The 19,166-nt window shown below is 70.9% G+C and carries 21 protein-coding genes; 13 read left to right on the forward strand and 8 right to left on the reverse strand.

Annotation, left to right across the window (positions count from 1 at the left end; all coding sequences use genetic code 11):
• Positions 1-66 precede the first annotated feature (66 nt).
• The 5 genes from NQ152_RS13530 (at position 67) to NQ152_RS13550 (ending at position 6,493) form a co-directional block, all read left to right on the forward strand.
• Positions 67-2,604: a circularly permuted type 2 ATP-grasp protein gene (locus NQ152_RS13530; protein ID WP_257524385.1), complete on the forward strand. Its 2,538-nt coding sequence runs from the start codon at positions 67-69 to the stop codon at positions 2,602-2,604.
• Positions 2,601-3,497: a transglutaminase family protein gene (locus NQ152_RS17300; protein ID WP_257524386.1), complete on the forward strand. Its 897-nt coding sequence runs from the start codon at positions 2,601-2,603 to the stop codon at positions 3,495-3,497. Before NQ152_RS13530 ends, NQ152_RS17300 begins: the two co-directional genes overlap by 4 nt.
• Before the next feature lie 127 nt (positions 3,498-3,624).
• The gene (locus tag NQ152_RS13540) at positions 3,625-4,920 is read left to right on the forward strand and encodes a histidine kinase (RefSeq protein WP_257503558.1); all 1,296 of its coding nucleotides are present in this window, start codon (positions 3,625-3,627) and stop codon (positions 4,918-4,920) included.
• Complete coding sequence (locus tag NQ152_RS13545) at positions 4,908-5,585, forward strand: response regulator transcription factor (RefSeq protein WP_257503557.1); 678 nt, start codon at positions 4,908-4,910, stop codon at positions 5,583-5,585. Before NQ152_RS13540 ends, NQ152_RS13545 begins: the two co-directional genes overlap by 13 nt.
• Positions 5,582-6,493, forward strand: a complete 912-nt coding sequence (locus NQ152_RS13550) for a DUF4097 domain-containing protein (protein WP_257524387.1) — start codon at positions 5,582-5,584, stop codon at positions 6,491-6,493. The genes NQ152_RS13545 and NQ152_RS13550 overlap by 4 nt, the downstream gene beginning before the upstream one ends.
• Before the next feature lie 75 nt (positions 6,494-6,568).
• On the opposite strand, the gene NQ152_RS13555 is transcribed toward NQ152_RS13550, so the two are convergent.
• A complete protein-coding gene (locus NQ152_RS13555) occupies positions 6,569-7,486 on the reverse strand; it encodes an ROK family protein (protein WP_257524388.1) in 918 nt (305 codons plus the stop codon).
• Between the two features lie 102 nt (positions 7,487-7,588).
• Between NQ152_RS13555 and NQ152_RS13560 the strand changes: the two genes are divergently transcribed.
• The gene (locus tag NQ152_RS13560; RefSeq protein ID WP_257503554.1) at positions 7,589-8,422 is read left to right on the forward strand and encodes an aldo/keto reductase; all 834 of its coding nucleotides are present in this window, start codon (positions 7,589-7,591) and stop codon (positions 8,420-8,422) included.
• A gap of 45 nt (positions 8,423-8,467) precedes the next feature.
• On the opposite strand, the gene NQ152_RS13565 is transcribed toward NQ152_RS13560, so the two are convergent.
• From NQ152_RS13565 to NQ152_RS13585, 5 genes are all read right to left on the reverse strand, one after another.
• Positions 8,468-9,235 (reverse strand): SDR family oxidoreductase, encoded by a 768-nt coding sequence (locus NQ152_RS13565; RefSeq protein ID WP_257524389.1) that lies wholly within the window; start codon positions 9,233-9,235, stop codon positions 8,468-8,470.
• 13 nt (positions 9,236-9,248) lie between these two features.
• On the reverse strand, positions 9,249-9,473 hold the full coding sequence (locus NQ152_RS13570; protein ID WP_257503552.1) for a hypothetical protein: 225 nt from the start codon (positions 9,471-9,473) through the stop codon (positions 9,249-9,251).
• 47 nt (positions 9,474-9,520) lie between these two features.
• The gene (locus tag NQ152_RS13575; protein WP_257503551.1) at positions 9,521-9,934 is read right to left on the reverse strand and encodes a VOC family protein; all 414 of its coding nucleotides are present in this window, start codon (positions 9,932-9,934) and stop codon (positions 9,521-9,523) included.
• Between the two features lie 192 nt (positions 9,935-10,126).
• A complete protein-coding gene (locus tag NQ152_RS13580) occupies positions 10,127-11,086 on the reverse strand; it encodes a DNA-3-methyladenine glycosylase (RefSeq protein WP_257524390.1) in 960 nt (319 codons plus the stop codon).
• A gap of 358 nt (positions 11,087-11,444) precedes the next feature.
• Entirely contained in the window at positions 11,445-12,173 is a 729-nt protein-coding gene (locus tag NQ152_RS13585; RefSeq protein ID WP_257524391.1) for a winged helix-turn-helix domain-containing protein, read from the reverse strand.
• Positions 12,174-12,632: 459 nt separating this feature from the next.
• Here NQ152_RS13585 and NQ152_RS13590 point away from each other — a divergent pair, with 459 nt between their 5' ends.
• From NQ152_RS13590 to NQ152_RS13610, 5 genes are all read left to right on the forward strand, one after another.
• Positions 12,633-14,135 (forward strand): family 1 glycosylhydrolase, encoded by a 1,503-nt coding sequence (locus NQ152_RS13590; protein WP_257524440.1) that lies wholly within the window; start codon positions 12,633-12,635, stop codon positions 14,133-14,135.
• Positions 14,132-14,431, forward strand: coding sequence for a GNAT family N-acetyltransferase (locus NQ152_RS13595; RefSeq protein WP_257503548.1), 300 nt, complete (start codon positions 14,132-14,134; stop codon positions 14,429-14,431). The genes NQ152_RS13590 and NQ152_RS13595 overlap by 4 nt, the downstream gene beginning before the upstream one ends.
• Positions 14,432-14,504: 73 nt before the next feature.
• Positions 14,505-14,933 carry a DUF1622 domain-containing protein gene (locus NQ152_RS13600; RefSeq protein WP_257503547.1) on the forward strand — a complete coding sequence of 143 codons (429 nt, stop codon included), beginning with the start codon at positions 14,505-14,507 and terminating at the stop codon, positions 14,931-14,933.
• Between the two features lie 91 nt (positions 14,934-15,024).
• Positions 15,025-15,297: a hypothetical protein gene (locus NQ152_RS13605; RefSeq protein ID WP_257503546.1), complete on the forward strand. Its 273-nt coding sequence runs from the start codon at positions 15,025-15,027 to the stop codon at positions 15,295-15,297.
• Positions 15,297-15,674, forward strand: a complete 378-nt coding sequence (locus tag NQ152_RS13610; RefSeq protein WP_257524392.1) for a hypothetical protein — start codon at positions 15,297-15,299, stop codon at positions 15,672-15,674. Before NQ152_RS13605 ends, NQ152_RS13610 begins: the two co-directional genes overlap by 1 nt.
• Positions 15,675-15,809: 135 nt before the next feature.
• Here the strand turns inward: NQ152_RS13610 and NQ152_RS13615 are convergent, their stop codons facing one another.
• The gene (locus NQ152_RS13615; protein WP_257524393.1) at positions 15,810-16,058 is read right to left on the reverse strand and encodes a hypothetical protein; all 249 of its coding nucleotides are present in this window, start codon (positions 16,056-16,058) and stop codon (positions 15,810-15,812) included.
• 172 nt (positions 16,059-16,230) lie between these two features.
• A complete protein-coding gene (locus NQ152_RS13620; RefSeq protein ID WP_257524394.1) occupies positions 16,231-16,974 on the reverse strand; it encodes an alpha/beta hydrolase in 744 nt (247 codons plus the stop codon).
• A 92-nt stretch (positions 16,975-17,066) separates the two neighbouring features.
• Here NQ152_RS13620 and NQ152_RS13625 point away from each other — a divergent pair, with 92 nt between their 5' ends.
• Together NQ152_RS13625 and NQ152_RS13630 are read left to right on the forward strand one after the other, a co-directional pair.
• Positions 17,067-17,480 carry a nitroreductase family deazaflavin-dependent oxidoreductase gene (locus tag NQ152_RS13625; RefSeq protein ID WP_257524395.1) on the forward strand — a complete coding sequence of 138 codons (414 nt, stop codon included), beginning with the start codon at positions 17,067-17,069 and terminating at the stop codon, positions 17,478-17,480.
• Positions 17,481-17,551: 71 nt separating this feature from the next.
• On the forward strand, positions 17,552-19,087 hold the full coding sequence (locus tag NQ152_RS13630) for an MFS transporter (RefSeq protein ID WP_257524396.1): 1,536 nt from the start codon (positions 17,552-17,554) through the stop codon (positions 19,085-19,087).
• Positions 19,088-19,166: the final 79 nt, after the last annotated feature.

Raw genomic sequence — 19,166 nt, forward strand, 5'->3', positions numbered from 1 at the left:
AGCCGCGGGTCGCTCCGACGAGGACGCGCTCACGCCCGAACGTCCCTCCCGGGAAAGGGCGACGCAATGAGCGTGCTCCGCGACTATGCGGCCGGGCTGGCCCAGCCGACCCTTCCGTTCACGCCCGCCACCGGCGCGAGGTTCGACGAGGTGGTGGGGGCCGATGGCGCCCTGCGACCGGCGTGGCGGGGCATGGCGGCGATCGCCGTGGACCTGACTCCGGCCCAGGTGGACCGGATCGACACCGAGATCACGACTCTGCTGGCCGATGACGGCGTGACGTACGGCAGCGGCGACGCCGGCTCGCAGCCCTGGCAGCTGGACCCCATGCCGTTGGTGCTGGATGCGGTGACGTGGGGACGCCTGGAGATCGGACTGGCGCAGCGGACCGAGCTGCTCAACGCGCTGCTGGCCGACATCTACGGCGAGCAGCGACTGCTGGCCGAAGGGGTCATCCCCGCCGCGGTCGTGTTCGGCCACTCCGGATTCCTCCGCCCCATCGTGCGCCCGCGCGGGTTCGACCCCAACCCGCTGATCCTCGCCAGCACCGATCTGGGCCGCGATGCGGCGGGCGAATGGCACGTCCTGACCGACCGGGTGCAGGCGCCGTCGGGACTGGGCTACGCCATGGAGAACCGTCGCGTCCTCTCGCGGGTGCTGCCCGAGCTCTACGATGCGGCCGGACTGCATCGCATGGAGCCGTATTTCTCGGCGCTGCGGGCCGCGCTGCTGCAGGCGGCACCGGCGGGGCTCGCCGACCCCCGCATCGTGGTGCTCTCGCCCGGAACACATTCGGAGACCGCATACGACCAGGCCTTCCTGGCCAACATCCTCGGGTTCCCCCTGGTGCAGGGCGAAGACCTGGTCGTGCAGGAAGGATCGGTGTGGATCAAACCCGCCGGTTTCCCGCAGCAGCAGCCGCAGGAGCGCGTGGATGTGATCCTGCGCCGCGTCGACGCGGAATGGTGCGACCCGCTGGAGCTGCGTGCCGGCTCGCAGCTCGGTGTCGCCGGTCTCACGGAGGCGGTGCGGCGCGGAAACGTGCGCCTCGTGAACGGGCTGGGGGCGGGTGTGCTGGAGAACCCCGGGCTGATGCCGTTCATGCCGGCCGTCTGCGAGCGGCTGCTCGGCGAGCAGCTGCGGCTCCCGTCCGTGCCCACGCTGTGGTGCGGCGAGCCCGACGGGCTGGCCGGGGTGCTGGATGCCGTTGCCGACGACCGCGGAGAGATGACCGTGCGTGAGATCGACGGGCGTGCCGCCGAGCTGTCCGCCCTGGATCCGGCATCCCTCCGCGCCCGGATTCTGGCCGCGCCGCACCGATTCGTCGGTCAGACCCGCGTGCCGCTGTCCCAGGCTCCGGCCTGGGGTTCGTCCGGTCGCGCGTCCGGACGCGTGCAGCCCCATCCGCTCGTGCTGCGGGCGTTCACCGTGCGCGACGGTGCGATCTACCGCCCGCTGGTCGGGGGCTTGGCGACCCTGGTCGACGGCCCCACCGCCGGCCTGGCCACCAAAGATGTATGGGTGCTCAAGGCTTCACCGGGCGAGCCGGATCAGGGCATGGTCGAACCCGCTCCCGTCCCGCTCTCCCGCGCGGTCCCGGTCCTGTCCCCGCGGGCGGTCGAGGACATGTTCTGGTCCGGCAGGTACGCCGAGCGTGCCGAGGACCTCGTGCGGCTGGTGATCACCGTCAGCGCGTACGCGGAGCAGCTCGACTTCACCTCCACCACGCAGGGCGGCGCGGCACTGCGGGCACTGTTCCGCGCGCTCCAGCGCCTGGGCGGGACCCGCTGGAGCGATCCGGACCTCGAACAGCGGTCACTTCTGGTGGACGCGGATCGTCCGGGTTCGGCCGCGCACTCCTTGGAACGTCTGCGCGATGCGCTCGAGGCGGTGCGCGATCAGCTCTCCGGCGACACCTGGCGCGCGTTCGGGAGCACCGACCGTGCGATGCGGGCGCTGCGCACAGCCCCTCGCCCGCAGATCGCCGAGTCGGCCAGCCGCATGCTGGGCGGCATCCTGTCCTTGCAGGGCGTCACGGCGAACATGATGCGCGACGACGGCTGGCACGCCATCGAGACGGGGCGCCACCTCGAGCGTGGGCTGCAGGTGTGCACCCTGCTCACCGCCACCACGATCGCCTCGGCCGACGCGGGCACGGAGCGCGCCGTGCTCGGTGGCGTGCTGATGGCCTCGGAGAGCTCCGTCACGCACCGGCGTCGATTCCGCGGCGGCGTCCGCGCCGCCGACGTGCTCGAACTGCTGCTCGCCGATGCCGGCAACCCCCGCTCGCTGACCTTCGCCCTCGGGCATGTACGGGACCACGTGTCGCAGCTGGCCGGCTCCACCGGATCGACCCGACCGGAACGGCTCCTCGAACAGCTCGAGCAGACGCTCGAGCAGAGCGACATCCGAGCGCTCGCCGTGCCCGAAGACGGGCGCCGGGCGGCTCTGGAGGCCTTTCTCGGGGAGACGCGAGCGCAGCTGGAGCGAATCGGCGATGCGATCGTGCACGTCCACTTCGGTGGCGGACCCCACCCGCGGCCTCTCTCGGCGCTGTCTCTGACCGAAGTGCCGGCCGCGCCGGCAACCGAGGTGAGCAGGTGAAGTACCGGGTCACCCATCGCACCACGTACACGTACGACGATGACGTCGCGAGCAGCTTCGGTCTGGCACACCTGCGACCCCGCGAGCTGGCCTGGCAGCAGGTGACCGGGCGGTCGGTCGCGATCGATCCGATGCCCGGTGACATCACCGACGATGTGGACTGCTACGGCAATGTCGTGTCGTACTTCCACGTCAGCGCACCCCACACGCGACTCACGATCGACGCCACCAGTGAGGTGACCGTCCAGCCGACGGACTACGACGCGGTAGCGCTCTCCCAACCATGGGAGCACTCCCGACCGCTGGTGAACCCCGGAATCTCGCCGCGCGCGTGGGCGGCGACCGAGTTCGCGCTGGAATCGCCCAAGGTGAGGCACGTCAGCACCGCGCACGAGTACGGAGCATCCTCGCTGCGACCGGGCCGTCCGATCGGCGAGGCGGTCACCGACCTGATGCATCGCATCAAGGCCGACTTCGATTACGACAAGACCGCCACCACGGTCACGAGCACGGTCGCGGACGTCCTCGACAAGCGCGCCGGCGTCTGCCAGGACTTCGCGCACGTCGCGCTCGCGTGCCTGCGCAGTCACGGCATCGCGGCCAGGTACGTCAGCGGCTATCTTGCGACGCGTCCGGCACCGGGCAGACCCCGTGTGGTCGGCGCGGACGCGTCGCACGCGTGGGTCGCGGCATGGCTGCCCGGGTCGGACCAATGGCTCGCCTTCGATCCGACCAACGACCAGTGGGTCTCGGACCGGCACGTCACCGTGGCGTGGGGGCGGGACTACGGTGACGTCCCGCCCGTGAAGGGCGTCATCTTCACGGACGCGCAGAACTCGACGCTGCGGGTCTCCGTCGACGTCGCCCCGGTCGAGGAGACGTTCCCGGCGTGACCCGTCCGTCCCGGACGGTGCGGTCCCCGGCCCGCCGCGCCGGCCGAGTCCTCCGTTCGGGATAACCCGAACGAGGACTCGGGACGACCGGGCGGCGGCCGGCCGGACGCGACCGTACCGTGGTGACATGACCTCCCAGATCTCGACGCGACCCGTCGCCCCGGCGCCGATACCGCAGCGCGCTCCCGCCCTCGCCGCCCCGCTTCGGATAGCCGGTGCCGTGGCGCAGCTGGCCGCGCTCGGCGTGGTCGGCCCCCTCGTCTTCACCGTGCTGGTCACCCTCCTGGCCGTGGGGCTGGGCCTGGTGCCCGTGCTCGGAATCGGCCTGGTGCTGCTGCTCGGCTTCGTCTACGGCCTCTACGGCCTGGGCTGGCTGGAGACCGCCCGTGTCGACGGTCTCTATTCGCTCGGGCTGCCGGGCCTGCGGCCCCGCACCCGCACGCGGCCCGGCTTCGGCGGATTCCTGCGGATGGTCTGGGACCAGTTCACCGACCCGTCGATGTGGCGGGCGATCGCCAGCGCTGCGATCGCCAGCATCCTCGGCCTCGTCGTGCTTCCCCTTCTTTCGATCTTCGCGTCCGGAATCGTCCTCGCCTTCGCTCCGCTGTTCGCACGCAGCGCCGCCGTGCGGCTTGCCGCGACGGGGCTCGAGGTGCCCGTTGCCTGGGCATCGGTGGTGGGGGTGCTCGCCGCCGTCGTCGCGCTCGCCGCCGTCGTGGGCATCGCGCTGCTGCACGGTGTGCTGGCGCGCGTCATCGTGATCCCCACCCGCGAGGCGCAGCTGACGGAGCAGGCCCGCACCTCCGACGCCCAGCGCGCCGGCGCCCTGCGCGCGTCCGAAGTGGAACGCACGCGCATCGAGCGCGACCTCCACGACGGCGTGCAGCCGCGCCTCGTGTCGGTGGGCATGACCCTCGGCCTGGCCCAGCAGAAGATGGACGACGACCCGGCGGCAGCCAAAGCGCTGCTCGCCGAAGCGCACACCTCCACCAAGGCGGCGATCACGGAACTGCGACAGCTCGCCCGCGGCATCCACGCGTCCGTGCTGGATGACCGAGGTCTGGATGCCGCCCTCTCCGCCCTCGCCGGACGCTCCCACATCCCGGTCCATCTGGACGTACGGCTGGACTCGCGCTGCAGCCGCGACGCCGAAGCCGCCGTGTATTTCGCCATCGCGGAGACCCTCACCAACGCCGCCAAGCACTCCCGCGCCAGTGAATGCCGTGTGATCGTGCGCCAGCGGGAGGGCGGGACGCTCTGGGCGCGCGTCGAGGACAACGGAATCGGCGGCGCACAGGTGATCGCCGGGGGAGGGCTGGACGGCATCTCGAACCGGATCCTCGCTGCCCGCGGCACCGTCCGGCTGGAAAGCCCGCAGGGCGGACCCACATCGCTGGAGGTGAGCGTCCCGTGCGCATCCTGATCTGCGAGGACTCGGTCCTGCTGCGCGAAGGCCTCGTGCGCCTTCTCGAAGACGCCAATCACGTCGTCGTCGCGGCGCTGCCGGATGCGACTCAGCTGGACCAGACGGTCGTGGACACCGCGCCGGACCTGTGCATCCTGGACGTCCGACTGCCGCCCACCTATACGGACGAGGGGATCCGCGCCGCACTGCGGCTGCGCGCCCAGCATCCCGCGCTTCCGGTGGTCGTGCTCTCCCAATACGTCGAAGAGCGCTATGCCACCGACCTGATCACCGCGCAGGGGGGCGCACTGGGCTATCTGCTGAAGGACCGGGTCGCGGATGTGACCGATTTCCTCGACGCGGTCACCCGGATCAGCCAGGGCGCCACCGTGCTCGACCCGGAAGTGGTCGCCCAGCTGCTGAGCCGGCGGCCGAAGGACGAACGGATGCGTCGCCTCACCGACCGCGAAGCGTCCACCCTGGCACTGATCGCCGAGGGGAAATCCAACCAGGCGATCGCTTCCACGCTCTTCGTCTCCGAGGCCAGCGTCGAGAAGTACATCACCGCGATCTTTCAGAAGCTCGACCTCGAACCGGACGAATCCGGCAACCGACGGGTGCTCGCAGCGCTCGTCCATCTCGAATACGGCGGCGGACAGCCGCAGGCAGGAGCACCCTCATGAGCACCCCGACGAACCCGACGGATCCGAGCTACTCGACGAACCCGACCTATCCCACCGTCCCGACCGTTCCGCCGACGGCCGCGCAGCCCGGGACCCCCACGCCGCCGCCCGGCGAGACGCGCGGTGCCTCGCGTGTCGTCGCGATCCTCACCATCGCCCTCGGTGGCGCGGTCGTGCTCGGCGCGATCGGCTCCGCGACGTTCTCGACCATCGCCGCAGCGAGCGTGCGCAGCGAGGCGCAGTCGATCGACGCGACCGGCGTCACCGAGCTGGATGTCTCCGTCGACGGGGCGGCCCTGCGCATCGAGTTCGACGAGGTCACCGAGGCGACCCTGGAGGTCACCAGCGGCGGGGGCGTCGGGCCGTGGACCCTGGAGCGCGACGGCGACGAGCTGAACGTCGCATCACCGCGCACCTTCGGGCCGCGGTGGCTCTTCTTCGGCGACGACGTGAAGGCGACCCTGACGCTCCCGAGCGAGATCCAAGGCGCGGCCCTGGATGCGGTGCTGGATCTTTCCGCCGGTGATCTGACCGTCGACGGCGACTTCGGGAACCTCGACATCCGGATCGGGGCCGGCGGGCTCACCGTGGACGGATCGGCGCAGACGCTCCTGGCGGAGCTGAGCGCCGGGGCGGCCGACATCGAGCTCGCCGACGTGCGGGAGGCGCAGTTCTCCGTCAGCGCCGGGACGGTCGATGCTCGTCTGACAGGATCATCGCCGCGCGAGGTGACGGTCGATGTCAGCGCCGGCTCGCTGGACCTGCGGGTGCCCGAGGGTGCGTACGATGTCCGCTCCGACGTGTCGGCGGGTGAGTTCAACAACGAGCTGCGCACCGACGCCGGCGCCCGCAACGTCGTGGACGTCACCGTCTCGGCCGGCTCGGCCACGATCGCCGGCACGCGGTAACAGCGGCGCGCGCCGCAGCCGCGCTCACTTCGCGGGCATGGTGCCGGAGATCCCCGGACCCGGTGCCGGCCCGCGTCAGCGCAGAACGAGCGCGGCCGCGCCGACCAGAGGTCCGTCCCCGTCCAGACCGGTCGCCTCCACACGGACCCGGCGGGCATAGTCGAACACCGCAGCATCGCGCACGGCAGACCGCACCAGATCGATGTAGTCCTCTGCGACTCGGGCGAAGCCGCCGGCGACGACAGCGACCTCGAGGTCCAGCAGCGTCGTGACATCGGCGATGGCTTGGCCGACCGCCGCCGCCGATCGACGCACTGCAGCCGTGGCGATCGGGTCGCCCGCCGCGTAGCCGGCCGCCAGTTCTTCGCCGGTGCTGCCGCGCCATCCCTGGGCGCGAGCCCACGCGACGGTCGCCGGTCCGGAGGCGATCGACTCCAGCGTGCCGTCCGTGGCAGCCCGGCCCGGCTGTCGCGGCAGCAGGCGGAGCTGCCCGATATGCCCGGCATTGCCGGAGAGGCCGGTCACCGGCGCACCGTTGACGATCAGCCCGCCGCCGATCCCGGTGGAGACCACCATCGCCAGAGCACCGCGTGCTCCCGCCGCCGCGCCGCGCCAGTGCTCGGCCAGCGCGATGCACGCACCATCCAGGGCGAGCCGGACAGGGATGCCGGGGCTCAGCTCCTCCAGCAGCGCCACGACCCGCAGATCCGCGATCGCGGGGAGGTTCAGTGGCGCGATGGACCCGTGGGCCAGGTCGACCGGCCCCGCCGAGCCGACGCCGATGCCGCTCAGCCGATCACCCGGCCGGATGTCGTGGAGGGCGGCTGCGGCGACGGCGCGGATGGCCTCCGCGATGTCGTCGCGGGCGGCATCCCGTCCGGTGGGCGCACGATGCTGCGTGCCGGGCAGAACCGCACCGTCCGCGTCGACCAGTGCGGCATCGACCTTGGTCCCCCCGATGTCCACGGCGAGTGCGATCGTGCCGGCCTGCATGCTCCGATCCTGCCAGATCGGGCACGGCACGGCCCCGGGCACCGCGGCGAGCGGATCACGCCTCCGCTGGTCAGCGCTGCGCGTCCTGGGCAGGATGGAATCATGCTCACCATCCCCACCGTGACCCTGAACGACCAGAGTGAATTCCCTCAGCTCGGCTTCGGAACCTACAAGCTTCGCGGACCGGACGGCACAGCCGCCATCGTCTCCGCCATCCGGACGGGGTACCGGCTGCTGGACACCGCCGTCAACTACGAGAACGAGCGCGAGGTGGGGCAGGCGGTGCGCGACAGCGGCGTGGATCGCCGGGAGATCCTGGTCGCCACCAAGATCCCCGGCCGCAGTCACGGATACGAGCAGGCGATCGAGAGCACGAACGGCTCACTGGCCGTCCTCGGGCTGGAGTGGATAGATCTGTCGATGATCCACTGGCCCAACCCGCGGGTGGACCGCTATGTCGACACCTGGCGCGCCATGATCGCCCTGCGCGAGCAAGGTCTCATCCGCTCGCTCGGCGTCTCCAACTTCACCCGGACGATGCTCACCCGGCTGGTCGACGAGACCGGTGTCACCCCGGCGGTGAACCAGGTCGAGATGCACCCGTATTTCCCGCAGGCCTCGCTGCGGGCCTTCCACGCCGAGTTGGGCATCCGCACCGAGAGCTGGAGTCCGTTGGCCCGCAGATCCGAGCTGCTGCACGAGCAGGTGCTGGTGGAGCTCGCGGAGATCTACGGCGTCACCCCCACTCAGATCGTCCTGCGCTGGCACGTGCAGCTGGGCAGCACACCGATTCCGAAATCCGCCGACGCGGACCGCCAGCGCGAGAACGCGGACGTGTTCGACTTCGAGCTGACTCCGGACGAGGTCGAGGCGATCTCCTCGCTCGAACGCGGGCGGCTGTGGGATGCCGACCCGGATACGCACGAGGAGATGTAGCGCGGGCGGGAGGGAGCGGGTCCGTTCGCGTCTCCGCGGGTGCCGCTAGCGTCCTCGGGCTGTCCGCACGGGAAGCTCGGCGAGCCACTCGGTGTACGTCTGCGTGCCCAGCAGGGCCCCCGGAGCCGGAAGGAGTGAACCATCGCGCTGGGCGCGCCCGGCCGGGCCGGGCAGGGGGATGGCCGGGATCCAGGCTCGCGACCCCTGCGTGCGCGCGAAACGGCGCACCATGTCCACCAGCCTCTCTTCTCGCGGCCCGGCGAGATCAGGCGCCCGGCCGGCCGGGGCGCTCTCTGCCAGAGCGACCAGGTGCGCGCCGACCTCCCGGGCGGCGATCGGCTGTGTGCGCATCTTCGGCGCGACGTGGAGCGGGCCGATCCTCGCGCGCTGGTAGACCTGCTCGGCGAACTCGTGGAACTGCGTCGCGCGAAGAATCGTCCACGGCGCATCGCCGTCCTCGATCACGCGCTCCTGGGCCGCCTTGCCGGCGTAGTAGCCGTGCGGCGCGCGGTCGACACCCACGATCGACAGGGCGACATGGTGACCGACGCCACCGACCTGTCGCTGTGCGTTCAGAAGCATGCGCGAGGTCGTTTCGAAGAACCGCACGGAATCGTCGGCGTCGAGCGTCGAGACGTTCACCACGTCGATCACGGCATCCGCACCCCGAAGCGCTTCCGTCAGGCCGGCGCCGGTCACCAGATCCACTCCCGCGCCGCGGGTCAGCAGCACGACGTCGTGACCGCGCGCTCGCGCGTGCGAGACCACATGACTGCCCACGTGACCGGTTCCCCCGGCGACGGCGATCCTCACGGTGGGTCCCCCGCTACAGCTGCGCGCCGTTGTCGTCGGGGTCGTCCAGCCCGACATGGCGACCGCGCCATGACTCGTAGGCGATGAGCCATCCGATCGACAGCGCGAACGCCAGGATGAGGCCCAGCCAGAGCTGTCCCCAGATCAGGCCGAACAGCACGCCGAGGGCGAGGATCAGCACTGTCCCGAGGAGCCACTGGACGCGGCCGCTGGGCCAGCCGCTGCGAGGTTCAGACATGCGCTCAGCCTACGGCCGGAACACGGGTGTGCCGGCTGCGGCGCGGGTCAGGCTTGCGGGCTGTACGCGACCATCCACTCGATGCCGAATTTGTCGCGCAGCATCCCGAACCGTCCTCCCCATGGCGGCACCTCGAACGGCATGGTGACGGTGCCGCCGTCGGCCAGTGCGTTCCAGAGACCCTCCAGTTGCGGCTCGTCGCCGCCGCTGAGCGAGACTGCGATGCCGGCGGGCGGGGTGTACTGCATCCCGGAGGGGGTGTCCGAAGCCATCAGCACCATCCCGTCGGGACTGGTCAGCTGCGCGTGCATGACGAGGTCGTTCTCGCTCGGATCCTGCACCATCCCCTCGTACTCGCCGAACGTCGAGACCTCGAGGTCGCCGCCGAACACGCTCTGGTAGAACTCCATCGCGGTGCGGGCCTCGCGCTGAAACGAGAGATACGGGTTCAGGGTGGGCATGTCTACTCCCGGGTCGGGGCGCGCAAGCGCCGGGTCATTCGATCGGAACCCCGTCCAGCATCGCCAGGCGGCCGGTGGGGCGTTCGGTCAGGCGGATACCGCAGGCGTTCCGCGGCAGGTCACAGTGTCGTCGCGGCCTCCGACATCCGCAATGGGGTGCGTGCGCGGACCGCCGCAGCCGCCGCGGACGGGTCAGCGACCCCGGTGGTCCTCGGGGTGCAGCCGCGGGCCGCGACGCGGCTCCCGGACGCCGCTGGCCTCGATGAGCCGGATGACGCGCTGGCGCTGGCCTGCCCAGGGGGCGAGCAGCTCCAGCATCCCGTCGTCGTCGACGCGCGTTCCCGACAGGGCGAAGCCGACTTCGTGAGCGAGATGGAAGTCGCCGACACTCACCGCATCGGGATCCCCGATCGCGCGGATCCGGGTCTCCGCCGACGTCCAGGGGCCGATCCCGCGCTGGCTGATCAGCACGCGATCGCGCGCCTCACCATCGGTCGCGGACAAGAACACGCGCCCGAGAGCCTCGCCGCGTCGAGCAGCTTCCACCACGGTGCGGGCCTGCGGCGGTTCGAGGCCGGCGCGATGCCAGGACCAGGAGGGTACGCGTCGCCATCCGTCGATGCTGGGCGGCGCGTACATCGGCCGCGGCGTGGGACCTGGAGCGCGCTCGCCGTGCCAGGTCACCAGGCACCTCCATGCGGCGAAGGCCTGCATGCCGGTGATCTTCTGCTCGATGATCGCGCTGGCCAGCGCGTCGAAGAACAGGTCCGTGCGGCCGATGCGCACGCCGGGGTTGCGATGGTGCGCCGAGGCGATCAGGGGATGCCGGCTCGCATCGAACTCGCCCGGGTCGTCCTCAGCGCCACAGAGCGCGGGCAGCTGGTCCAGCGCCCAGGCGGCCCCGGCCCCCCAGGCGGCCGCGCGGATCACGCCGCCGGCCATCTCGCGCAGAGCGAGGGTCGCCGTGCCCGCCGGGGTGCGGCTGGCTCGCCAGATCACCGCTCCGGAGACCAGCATCGTGGGGTCGTTGCGGCCGTGTCGCTGATACAGCACGACCCGGGGGAGATCCAGCGGATGCCGCGGCCGGTACTCCGTCTCCAGTGGTCCCGCGGCGTCAGTGCGCTGTGCGCCCCGGACCTCCGCGATCGTCATGCGGCCAGAGTACGCGGCGGGTCCGGACATCCGCCGTTCGCGAGTCGCGCCCACGGTCCGGGCATCCCTCGTTCGTGAGTCGCGCCCCGGTCCGGACATCCCTCGTTCGCCTGTCGCGATGTGCGTGCCGCGTGGGCGTGTCGTGACAGGGGAGCCGATCTGGCGGGGCGGGGTGCGGGTTTCCGCCGTTCGCCTGTCGCGATCTGCGTGCCGCGTCGGCGTGTCGTGACAGGCGAGCCGATCTGGTGGGGCGGGGTGCGGGTTTCCGCGGTTCGCCTGTCGCGATGTGCGTGCCGCGTCGGCGTGTCGTGACAGGCGAGCGGATCTGGCGCGCGGGGCGGGGGCCGGCGGCGGGAACTCAGAAGCGGTCGGGGGAGGGCGTGCCGTGACCGTAGCGGATCGACACGTCGGCGTGACGGTCGAAGCGGTAGCCCACGCCGCGCACCGTGCGCACGATGTCCTCGTACCGGCCGAGCTTGGCGCGCAGACGCCGCACGTGCACGTCGATCGTGCGCTCGCCGGGTGAGTCGTCCTCGGTCACGCCCTGCCAGAGCGAGCCGACCAGCTCGGCCCGCTCGATGGTGCGTCCCTCGCGCAGCACGAGGTACTGCAGCAGCTCGAACTCCTTGAAGGTGAACGCGGCGGATTCCCCGTCGATCAGCACGCGCTTGCGCGAGATGTCGACCACGACGCCGCCGTGCGAGCGGTCTTCGTCCACGGGCTCGTCATGCTTGGTCCGGGCGATCGCGGACGGCTCGTGCAGGGCCAGGCGCACCACGTCCACGTCCCGGCCGCCGGCGCCGACCGGCGCGAGCGCGACGGTCGCATAGGTCTCGGCATCCGGTGCGAGGTCGGCAAGAGTCCGGCGCAGGGCGTCGACGAGAACGCCGAGCGAGACACCGGATGCCGCGGCCTTGGCCTCATCGATGCCGACGTAGAGCGCGAAGCCGCGCGGGGCCGTTCCCGGCGGCAGGTGGCGGGGGGAGGGATCGGAGTCGACCGGAGCGGGCGGGACGGCGGCGGGCGCAGAGACGACGGGGAGATGACGTGCGGTCGTCGGGCGTTCCAGGAGGGCGGTGTGCGACATGAGAGGTCCTTGCGACGGAACCCTGGCCTCCATCGGCTCCGAGCGGGTTCGGCTGTGCTGCTGAGCGGCCCCGATGGTGGGCCTGGGGTGCGAGGGATCCGGCTGCGCGTGATCGACGCGCGTGCGGAGCACTCGGGGATTCTGCGCTGCGTTTCAGAAGCAGCGCGCGAATCCGGCGGGGGTCACCGTGTCAGCGACACATTCGACAGCACATGACGACGCGGCCGGCCATCATGCCGGCAGTCCCGTTCGCCTCCCGGGCGGACAGAGAACGCGCGATGTCAGTCATGTGCCCGATTATGTCGGACTGCGTCCGCATGCGTCAAATCGCACCGCGACGCCGGGACGCGCGTGACGGAATGTTACAGATTGCTCAGTCCGCCCGGCTGGGGGGAGAACGGACGGGGGGGCGGGGGCGGCGCAGCCGGTCGACCTCGCGGAGGTGGCAAAGTGAGTCACGTGACTGCGTCGTCGATCGAAGGAAGCCCGGACTACCGCGACACCGGGCTGGTGTTCCCTCCTGGTTTCACCTTCGGCTCTGCCACGGCGTCCTACCAGGTCGAGGGCGCCGCCGCCGAGGACGGCCGCGGACCGTCGATCTGGGACACGTTCAGCAAGACGCCGGGCAAGGTGTGGAACGGCGATACCGGTGACGTCGCGTGCGACCACTATCACCGGCTCGACAGCGATCTGGACCTGATGAAGGATCTGGGGCTGGACGCGTACCGCTTCTCGATCGCCTGGCCGCGGATCCAGCCGACCGGGACCGGCCCGGCCAACCGGGCCGGCATCGACTTCTACTCCCGGCTGGTCGACGGCCTCCTCGAGCGCGGTATCAAGCCCGTCGCGACCCTGTACCACTGGGACCTGCCGCAGCCGCTCGAGGACGCCGGCGGCTGGCCGGTCCGGGCCACGGCCGACGCGTTCGCCGACTACGCCGCGATCATGGGCTCGGCACTGGGCGACCGTGTGCACACCTGGACCACCCTGAACGAGCCGTGGTGCTCCGCCTACCTCGGCTACGGCCAGGGCGGGCACGCGCCCGGCCGGCACGAGCCGGCCGCCGCGCTCGCCGCCGTCCACCACCTCAATCTCGCCCACGGCCGAGCCCTGCAGGCGCTGCGGGCCACCTCAACCGGTTCTCCCGAGTACTCGGTGACGCTCAACTTCCACGTCCTGCGCGGACAGGGGGATGCCGCGGCCGAGGCCATGCGTCGCATCGACGCCCTCGCCAATCGTGCGTTCACCGGACCCATGCTGCGCGGAGAGTACCCGGCCGATCTGCTGTCGGACACGGCATCCGTCACCGACTGGTCGTTCGTGCAGGACGGCGATCTCGCCTCGATCCATCAGCCGATCGACGTGCTGGGCGTCAACTACTACTCCACCGCTACCGTGCGCATGTGGGACGGCGTGTCCCCGCGCCAGCAGAACGACGGCCACAAGACCACGGCGGGCGGTACGGCGTGGCCGGGCAGCGACCGCGCGGTCGAGTTCGTCGAGCAGCCGGGCCCGTACACCGCGATGGGGTGGAACATCGCACCCGAGGGGCTCGAGGAGCTCCTGGTGGACCTGTCGGCGCAGTTCCCCGACCAGCCGCTCATGATCACCGAGAACGGGGCCGCGTTCGATGACGCGGTCGCCGCCGACGGCTCCGTGCCGGACACCGAGCGCCTCGACTACCTGCGCCGTCACTTCACCGCCGCACACCGCGCCCTGAGGCGCGGGGTGGACCTGCGCGGCTATTTCGTGTGGTCCCTGCTGGACAACTTCGAGTGGGGGTACGGGTACGCCAAGCGCTTCGGCATCGTCCGGGTCGACTTCGACACTCTGGAGCGCACCGTCAAGGACTCCGGGCTCTGGTTCCGCGAACTGGCCGCCTCCGGCGTCCTGCCGGGTCCAGGGAACGCCCAGCCGGATTCACGCTCGGCAGGGCCGATCGGACGTACCCTATCCACGTGACATCGCTGACCTTCACCCACGAACCGGACGCCTCGCGCTACACGCTGCACCGGGGCGATGACCTCGTCAGTGTGCTGGACTACCGCGATGACGGACGCACGGTCGCGATGACCCGTGCCTACACCGTGCCCACCTTCCGCGGTCACGGGTACGCCGGCGAACTCGTCGACCGCGCGGTCGCGCTTCTTGAGGCCCAAGGGAACCGGCAGGTGATCCCGGTGTGCTGGTACGTCGCGGACTGGTTCGCGGAGCACCCCGAACGCGCCGGCATCCTGCAGCACCGCGCCACCGCCTAGCGGCCGGACGGTGCGCTCGAGGGGAGCCGCGGCGAACCCCGAGGGCGCCGCCGTGCAGCCCTACACTGAGCCCGTGGACTTCGAGATCGTCTTCACCTACGTCGCCCTCGGGTTCGAGGCGATCGGTGCGCTGTCCATGATGATCGGATTCGTCATCGCCCTGGTGCTCGGCTGGCGCTCGCTGCGCCGTGGCGAGGGCGGAAGCACCGCCTTCTCGGTGCTGCGCAACACCCTCGGTGCCGCGATCCTCCTGGGTCTTGAGGTGCTCGTCGCCGCCGACCTGATCCGAACGATCACCTCCAAGCCGTCGCTGGAGGATGCGCTGATCCTCGGGGTCATCGTTCTGATCCGCACCGTGCTGTCCATGTCGATCCAGATCGAGATCGAAGGCGTCCTGCCGTGGCGCCGCGCGCTGACCACCAGCGGCGGCCAGCTGATCGGCCGCGCCATCGCCCAGGACCGGAGGGCGGCGGGCGCGAGCAGTGGCGCGCCGGGCACCTAGCCGATTCCGTACCCGGGGCGTGCGCGTGCGTCAAGCCCTTGGAACGATCCGCCCGCGCGGGGGAGTGTAGGAGACGTCGATAGGAGACGTCATGAGCACGGATGGATATCTACCGGAGGGTGTCGTGAACGCTGACCCCCCAGGCGGGTGGGAAAGCGGCGATGTCGCCGATCGCGAGACGGCTGCGCGTAACGCGGACGCAATCGACTCCCCGTCGCTGAGCGACTCGGGACTCCCCCCGAACGCGCCGGACGGCACCGACGCGACCGCCGACACGACCGGCACGGTTGAGGGCGACGCGGCCGGTCAGGGCGCCGACCCGGACCTGCTCACGGACGACGACCTCTCCGAGGGCGACTCCTGATGTCGGGTACCGCCAACGAGTTCGAGAACCCGGGCGCCAACCACCCCGATCGCAGGGACCAGGAGGGCGTGCAGCCCGATCCCGCCGAGCAGCGCAGCGACGCCGGCGTGGGCGGTGCCGTGAACCAGTCGGACGATGCACCGCGCAGGCAGGAAACGCAGGACGAGCCGGTGCTCGCGCAGAATCAGGCCAGCCGCCAGGAGAAGATCGACGGGCTCGTCGCGCAGACGCGCGTCGACCTGGGCGGTGAGAGCGACGAGCGGTACTCGGAGGTGCTGCGACAGCGGCTCGAGGACGCCGGCATCGAGATGACCGACGAGGATCGCCAGCGCCTGGCGCGGGACGCCAACCCGAGTTCCGGCGGCGGCGGAGTCTGACGCCGGACATCGACGCGGCCTGGCGCGGTCAGCCCCGGCAGGCCGCGTCGCCGTGTTGCGCAGACAGGTAGACGCACGCTTCGGACCGCGGACGGCCCGCCCGACGGGAAATCGGCGATCACCGCCGACCCAGCCTCAGGCGACGGCGCACGCCGATCCCGGGCACGCCGTGATTCCGATCGGCCGTGGCCACGCCGCCCGTACCGTACCGCGCTCCGCGCCCTGCCGCGCGGCGACCCCATCGGACACGGCGACCGGAACGGCGACGGACTCGGCCTGCGCGGCACGTCGCTCTCGGATGGAGGCGAGGAGCGCCGACTCACGCGCGCGCGTGGCGACCTCGTGATGGAACTGCGCTTCGGCTGCGTGCACGATCGAGAGCATGATTCCTCCTGTGTCGATGACTCCAACGTAGGGAGGGGGTCCGACATTGCCCGGTCCTCCCGCGTTGGCAGGATTCCGAGGATCGCCGACCGGATCCGGTCCACCTGGTCCGGTTCCGCGGCCCGCTCCCGCTATCCCCCGGCCCGCTCCCGCTATCCCCCCGAGCAGGCGCTCACCCCTCGCGCGCGAACTCGGCGATCAACTCCGCAGCCGGCGCGGCATCCCGGATCATCGTTTCATGGCCGTGTCCGGGCACCTCGGCGAGGCGCCCCTGCCGCAGTGAGGCCACGACGATCCGGCACCAGTCTCGCGAGCTGACGTAGTCGTTCTCGCCGCGCAGCACCAGCACCGGAGCCCGCACCAGTGAGTACGTCCGCTCGGGGCGGTGCGCGAGCATCGCCCGGAGCTTGCCGCGCAGGTTGGGGCCGGCGCGGAGATATTCGCGCGCACCCACCACGATCACGCGCGGGCTCTCGACCGCGAGATCCTGTGCCAACCGCAGCAGTTGACGCACGGCGGTGCGCTGGCGCGCGTCCACCGTCGGTCCGATGAAGACGACCCGATCGACCAGCTCCGGATGCCGCGCCGCCACCTCACCGGCCACCTGCGAACCCATCGAGTGTCCGACCAGGACGATGCGTCCGGCGTCGATGCTGTGTAGGTAGGCGGCCACCAGATCGGCGGTGCGCTCCATCGTCAGGACGCTTCGGGGCTCCGGCGCTTCGCCGTAACCGGGCAGGTCGATAGCGATCGTGCGCGCGTGCAGCCGGGTGATCAGATCCGCGAAGACGGTCCGGCCCATGCCGATGCCGTGGATCAGGACGAAGACGGGGGACTCGGCTTCGGGGGCCGCGCCGACGGTGGTCTCGGCCACGAGAGTCGCACCCGCGTGCGAGAAGAATGCGATGTCGCTCACCGGTCGAGGCTATCCGGACCGCACCGGATACCTCGGCGGACGCCGCGGCGGCAGACTGGGGTCAACGCGCGGTCGATTCGGGAACGGTGCTCATGGGACGGGTCAAGACGGCTTACCTGCACGTGCTGAACCGCACGCTGAATCCGATCGCGCTGGGGCTGGCCAAGCGCGGCCGGGGACCCTTCTCGGTCATCCGCTCCGTCGGACGCAGGAGCGGGCGGACGTTCGAAACGCCGGTGATCCTCGCGGAGTCCTCGGACGGTCTGGTCGCGGAACTGACGTACGGCGATCGGGTGAACTGGTACCGGAACATCTTGCACGGCGGCGGGCACGTCATCCATCGCGGGCGCACCTACCGGATCGTCTCGGTCGAGCCTCTCTCGGCCGAAGCCGGCCTCGCCGCATACGGCCCTGCGCCGGCCGCGATCCTCCGTGTGCTGCACCGGCGCGAATTCCGGCTCATCCGGGTCGAGGCGGCTCCGACCGGGCCCTCCCAGGGGCACTGAACCGAGGTTCGGATACCACCGACCGGAAACCCCTGATGCCGGAATCCACCAGCGCGACTAGCCTGGGTGCGATGTCGGATTCCATCTCCCCGAGCGCCGCGGCGTCCCCGGCGCCCACGCGCGCCGACAGCGCCCGGCCGGGCGCGCACCCTCCGACCACCGACATCGCACTGACCTCGCCGCAGCGCTGGCGGGCCTTCTGGGTGTGCGTCACCGTCGCGGCGATCACCATCCTCGATCTGTCCAAGGTCAACGTGGCACTGCCGTCCATCGAGTCCGCGCTCGGGGCCGGCTCGACCGAGCTTCAGCTGATCGTGTCGGGCTACGTGCTCACCTTCGGCCTCGTCCTGGTCCCGATGGGCCGGCTCGGCGACCAGCGGTCCCGGCGCGGCCTGTTCATCGTCGGCCTGTCGCTGTTCACAGTGACCAGCCTGGTCTGCGCACTCGCGATCAACCCGGTCATGCTCCTGGTCGGTCGCCTGCTCCAGGGCGTCGCAGCCGGCATCCAGATGCCGCAGGTCCTGGGGCTCATCCAGCAGCTGTTCCAGGGCAAGGAGCGCGGTCGCGCGTTCGGGCTCTTCGGCGCCACGGTGGGGATCGCCACGGCGTTCGGGCCGACCCTGGGCGGACTGCTGATCCTGCTGGGCGGCCCGACCGACGGCTGGCGCTGGATCTTCTGGGTGAACGTGCCGCTCTGCCTCATCGCGATCGGCCTCACGGTCTGGTTGCTGCCCAGGACGCGGACGCCCTCGCGCAGGGCCCTCTCGTTCGATCTGTTCGGAGTGTTCCTGTTCGGGCTGGCCGTGCTCTCCCTGATGTGGCCGTTCCTGTTCACGACCGGATCCCCCGACGACGATCCGCGGCGCTGGTGGCTCCTGGTGGCCTTCGTCCTGTTCGCCGGCGCGTTCGTTGCCTGGGAGCGCCACTACGAGGCGCGCGGCAAGCAGCCGCTGATCCGGTTCGCGCTGTTCCGGATCTCGTCGTTCCGCAACGGCACCTTCCTGATCGCGGCGTATTTCACGGCGATACCCGCGCTGTTCCTGCTCACGACGCTGTTCCTGCAGACCGGCCTGGGCCTGGAGCCGGTGTTCGCTGGCATGGTCACGATCGGATTCGCCCTCGCGAACGCGCTGTTCTCGTGGATCGGCGGAAACCTCGTCGGCACCTACGGACGTCCCATCGTCGTCTGGGGGCTGGTCGGAGTCCTCCTCTGCGTCCTCGGGCTGGCTGCCACGGCCCTGTTCGTCCCGCAGGAGTGGGTCGCGTGGGTCATGGCGGGAGTGATGGTCCTCGGCGGCGCGGGCGGCGGGCTGGTGCTGTCCCCGAACCAGACCCTGACGCTGGCGGACATCCCTGTCAAACAGGGCGGCATCGCCGGGTCCATCGGCCAGCTGGGCCAGCGGATCGGCAGTTCGATCGGCACAGCCGTCGGACTGTCACTGTTCTACGCCACGATCTACCGCGAGCAGGGCGGGGCGGCCAGCGACATCGTCGTCTACCACGACGCGTACGCCTACGGACTGACCGCCGTCGCGCTCTTCGTGGCCGTCGCTTTCGTGATCGCGGTGATCGATCTGAGCTCGCGGCGCCGCAAGAAGGGCGCTTGATCCCGGGCAGCAGGGACGCCCTCGGCACGGACTTCGCGATGAGCGAACCCCCGCACGCCTCGAGGGGGATGTCGCACGG

Source organism: Microbacterium sp. zg.B48 (genome assembly GCF_024623505.1).
GTDB lineage: Bacteria > Actinomycetota > Actinomycetes > Actinomycetales > Microbacteriaceae > Microbacterium.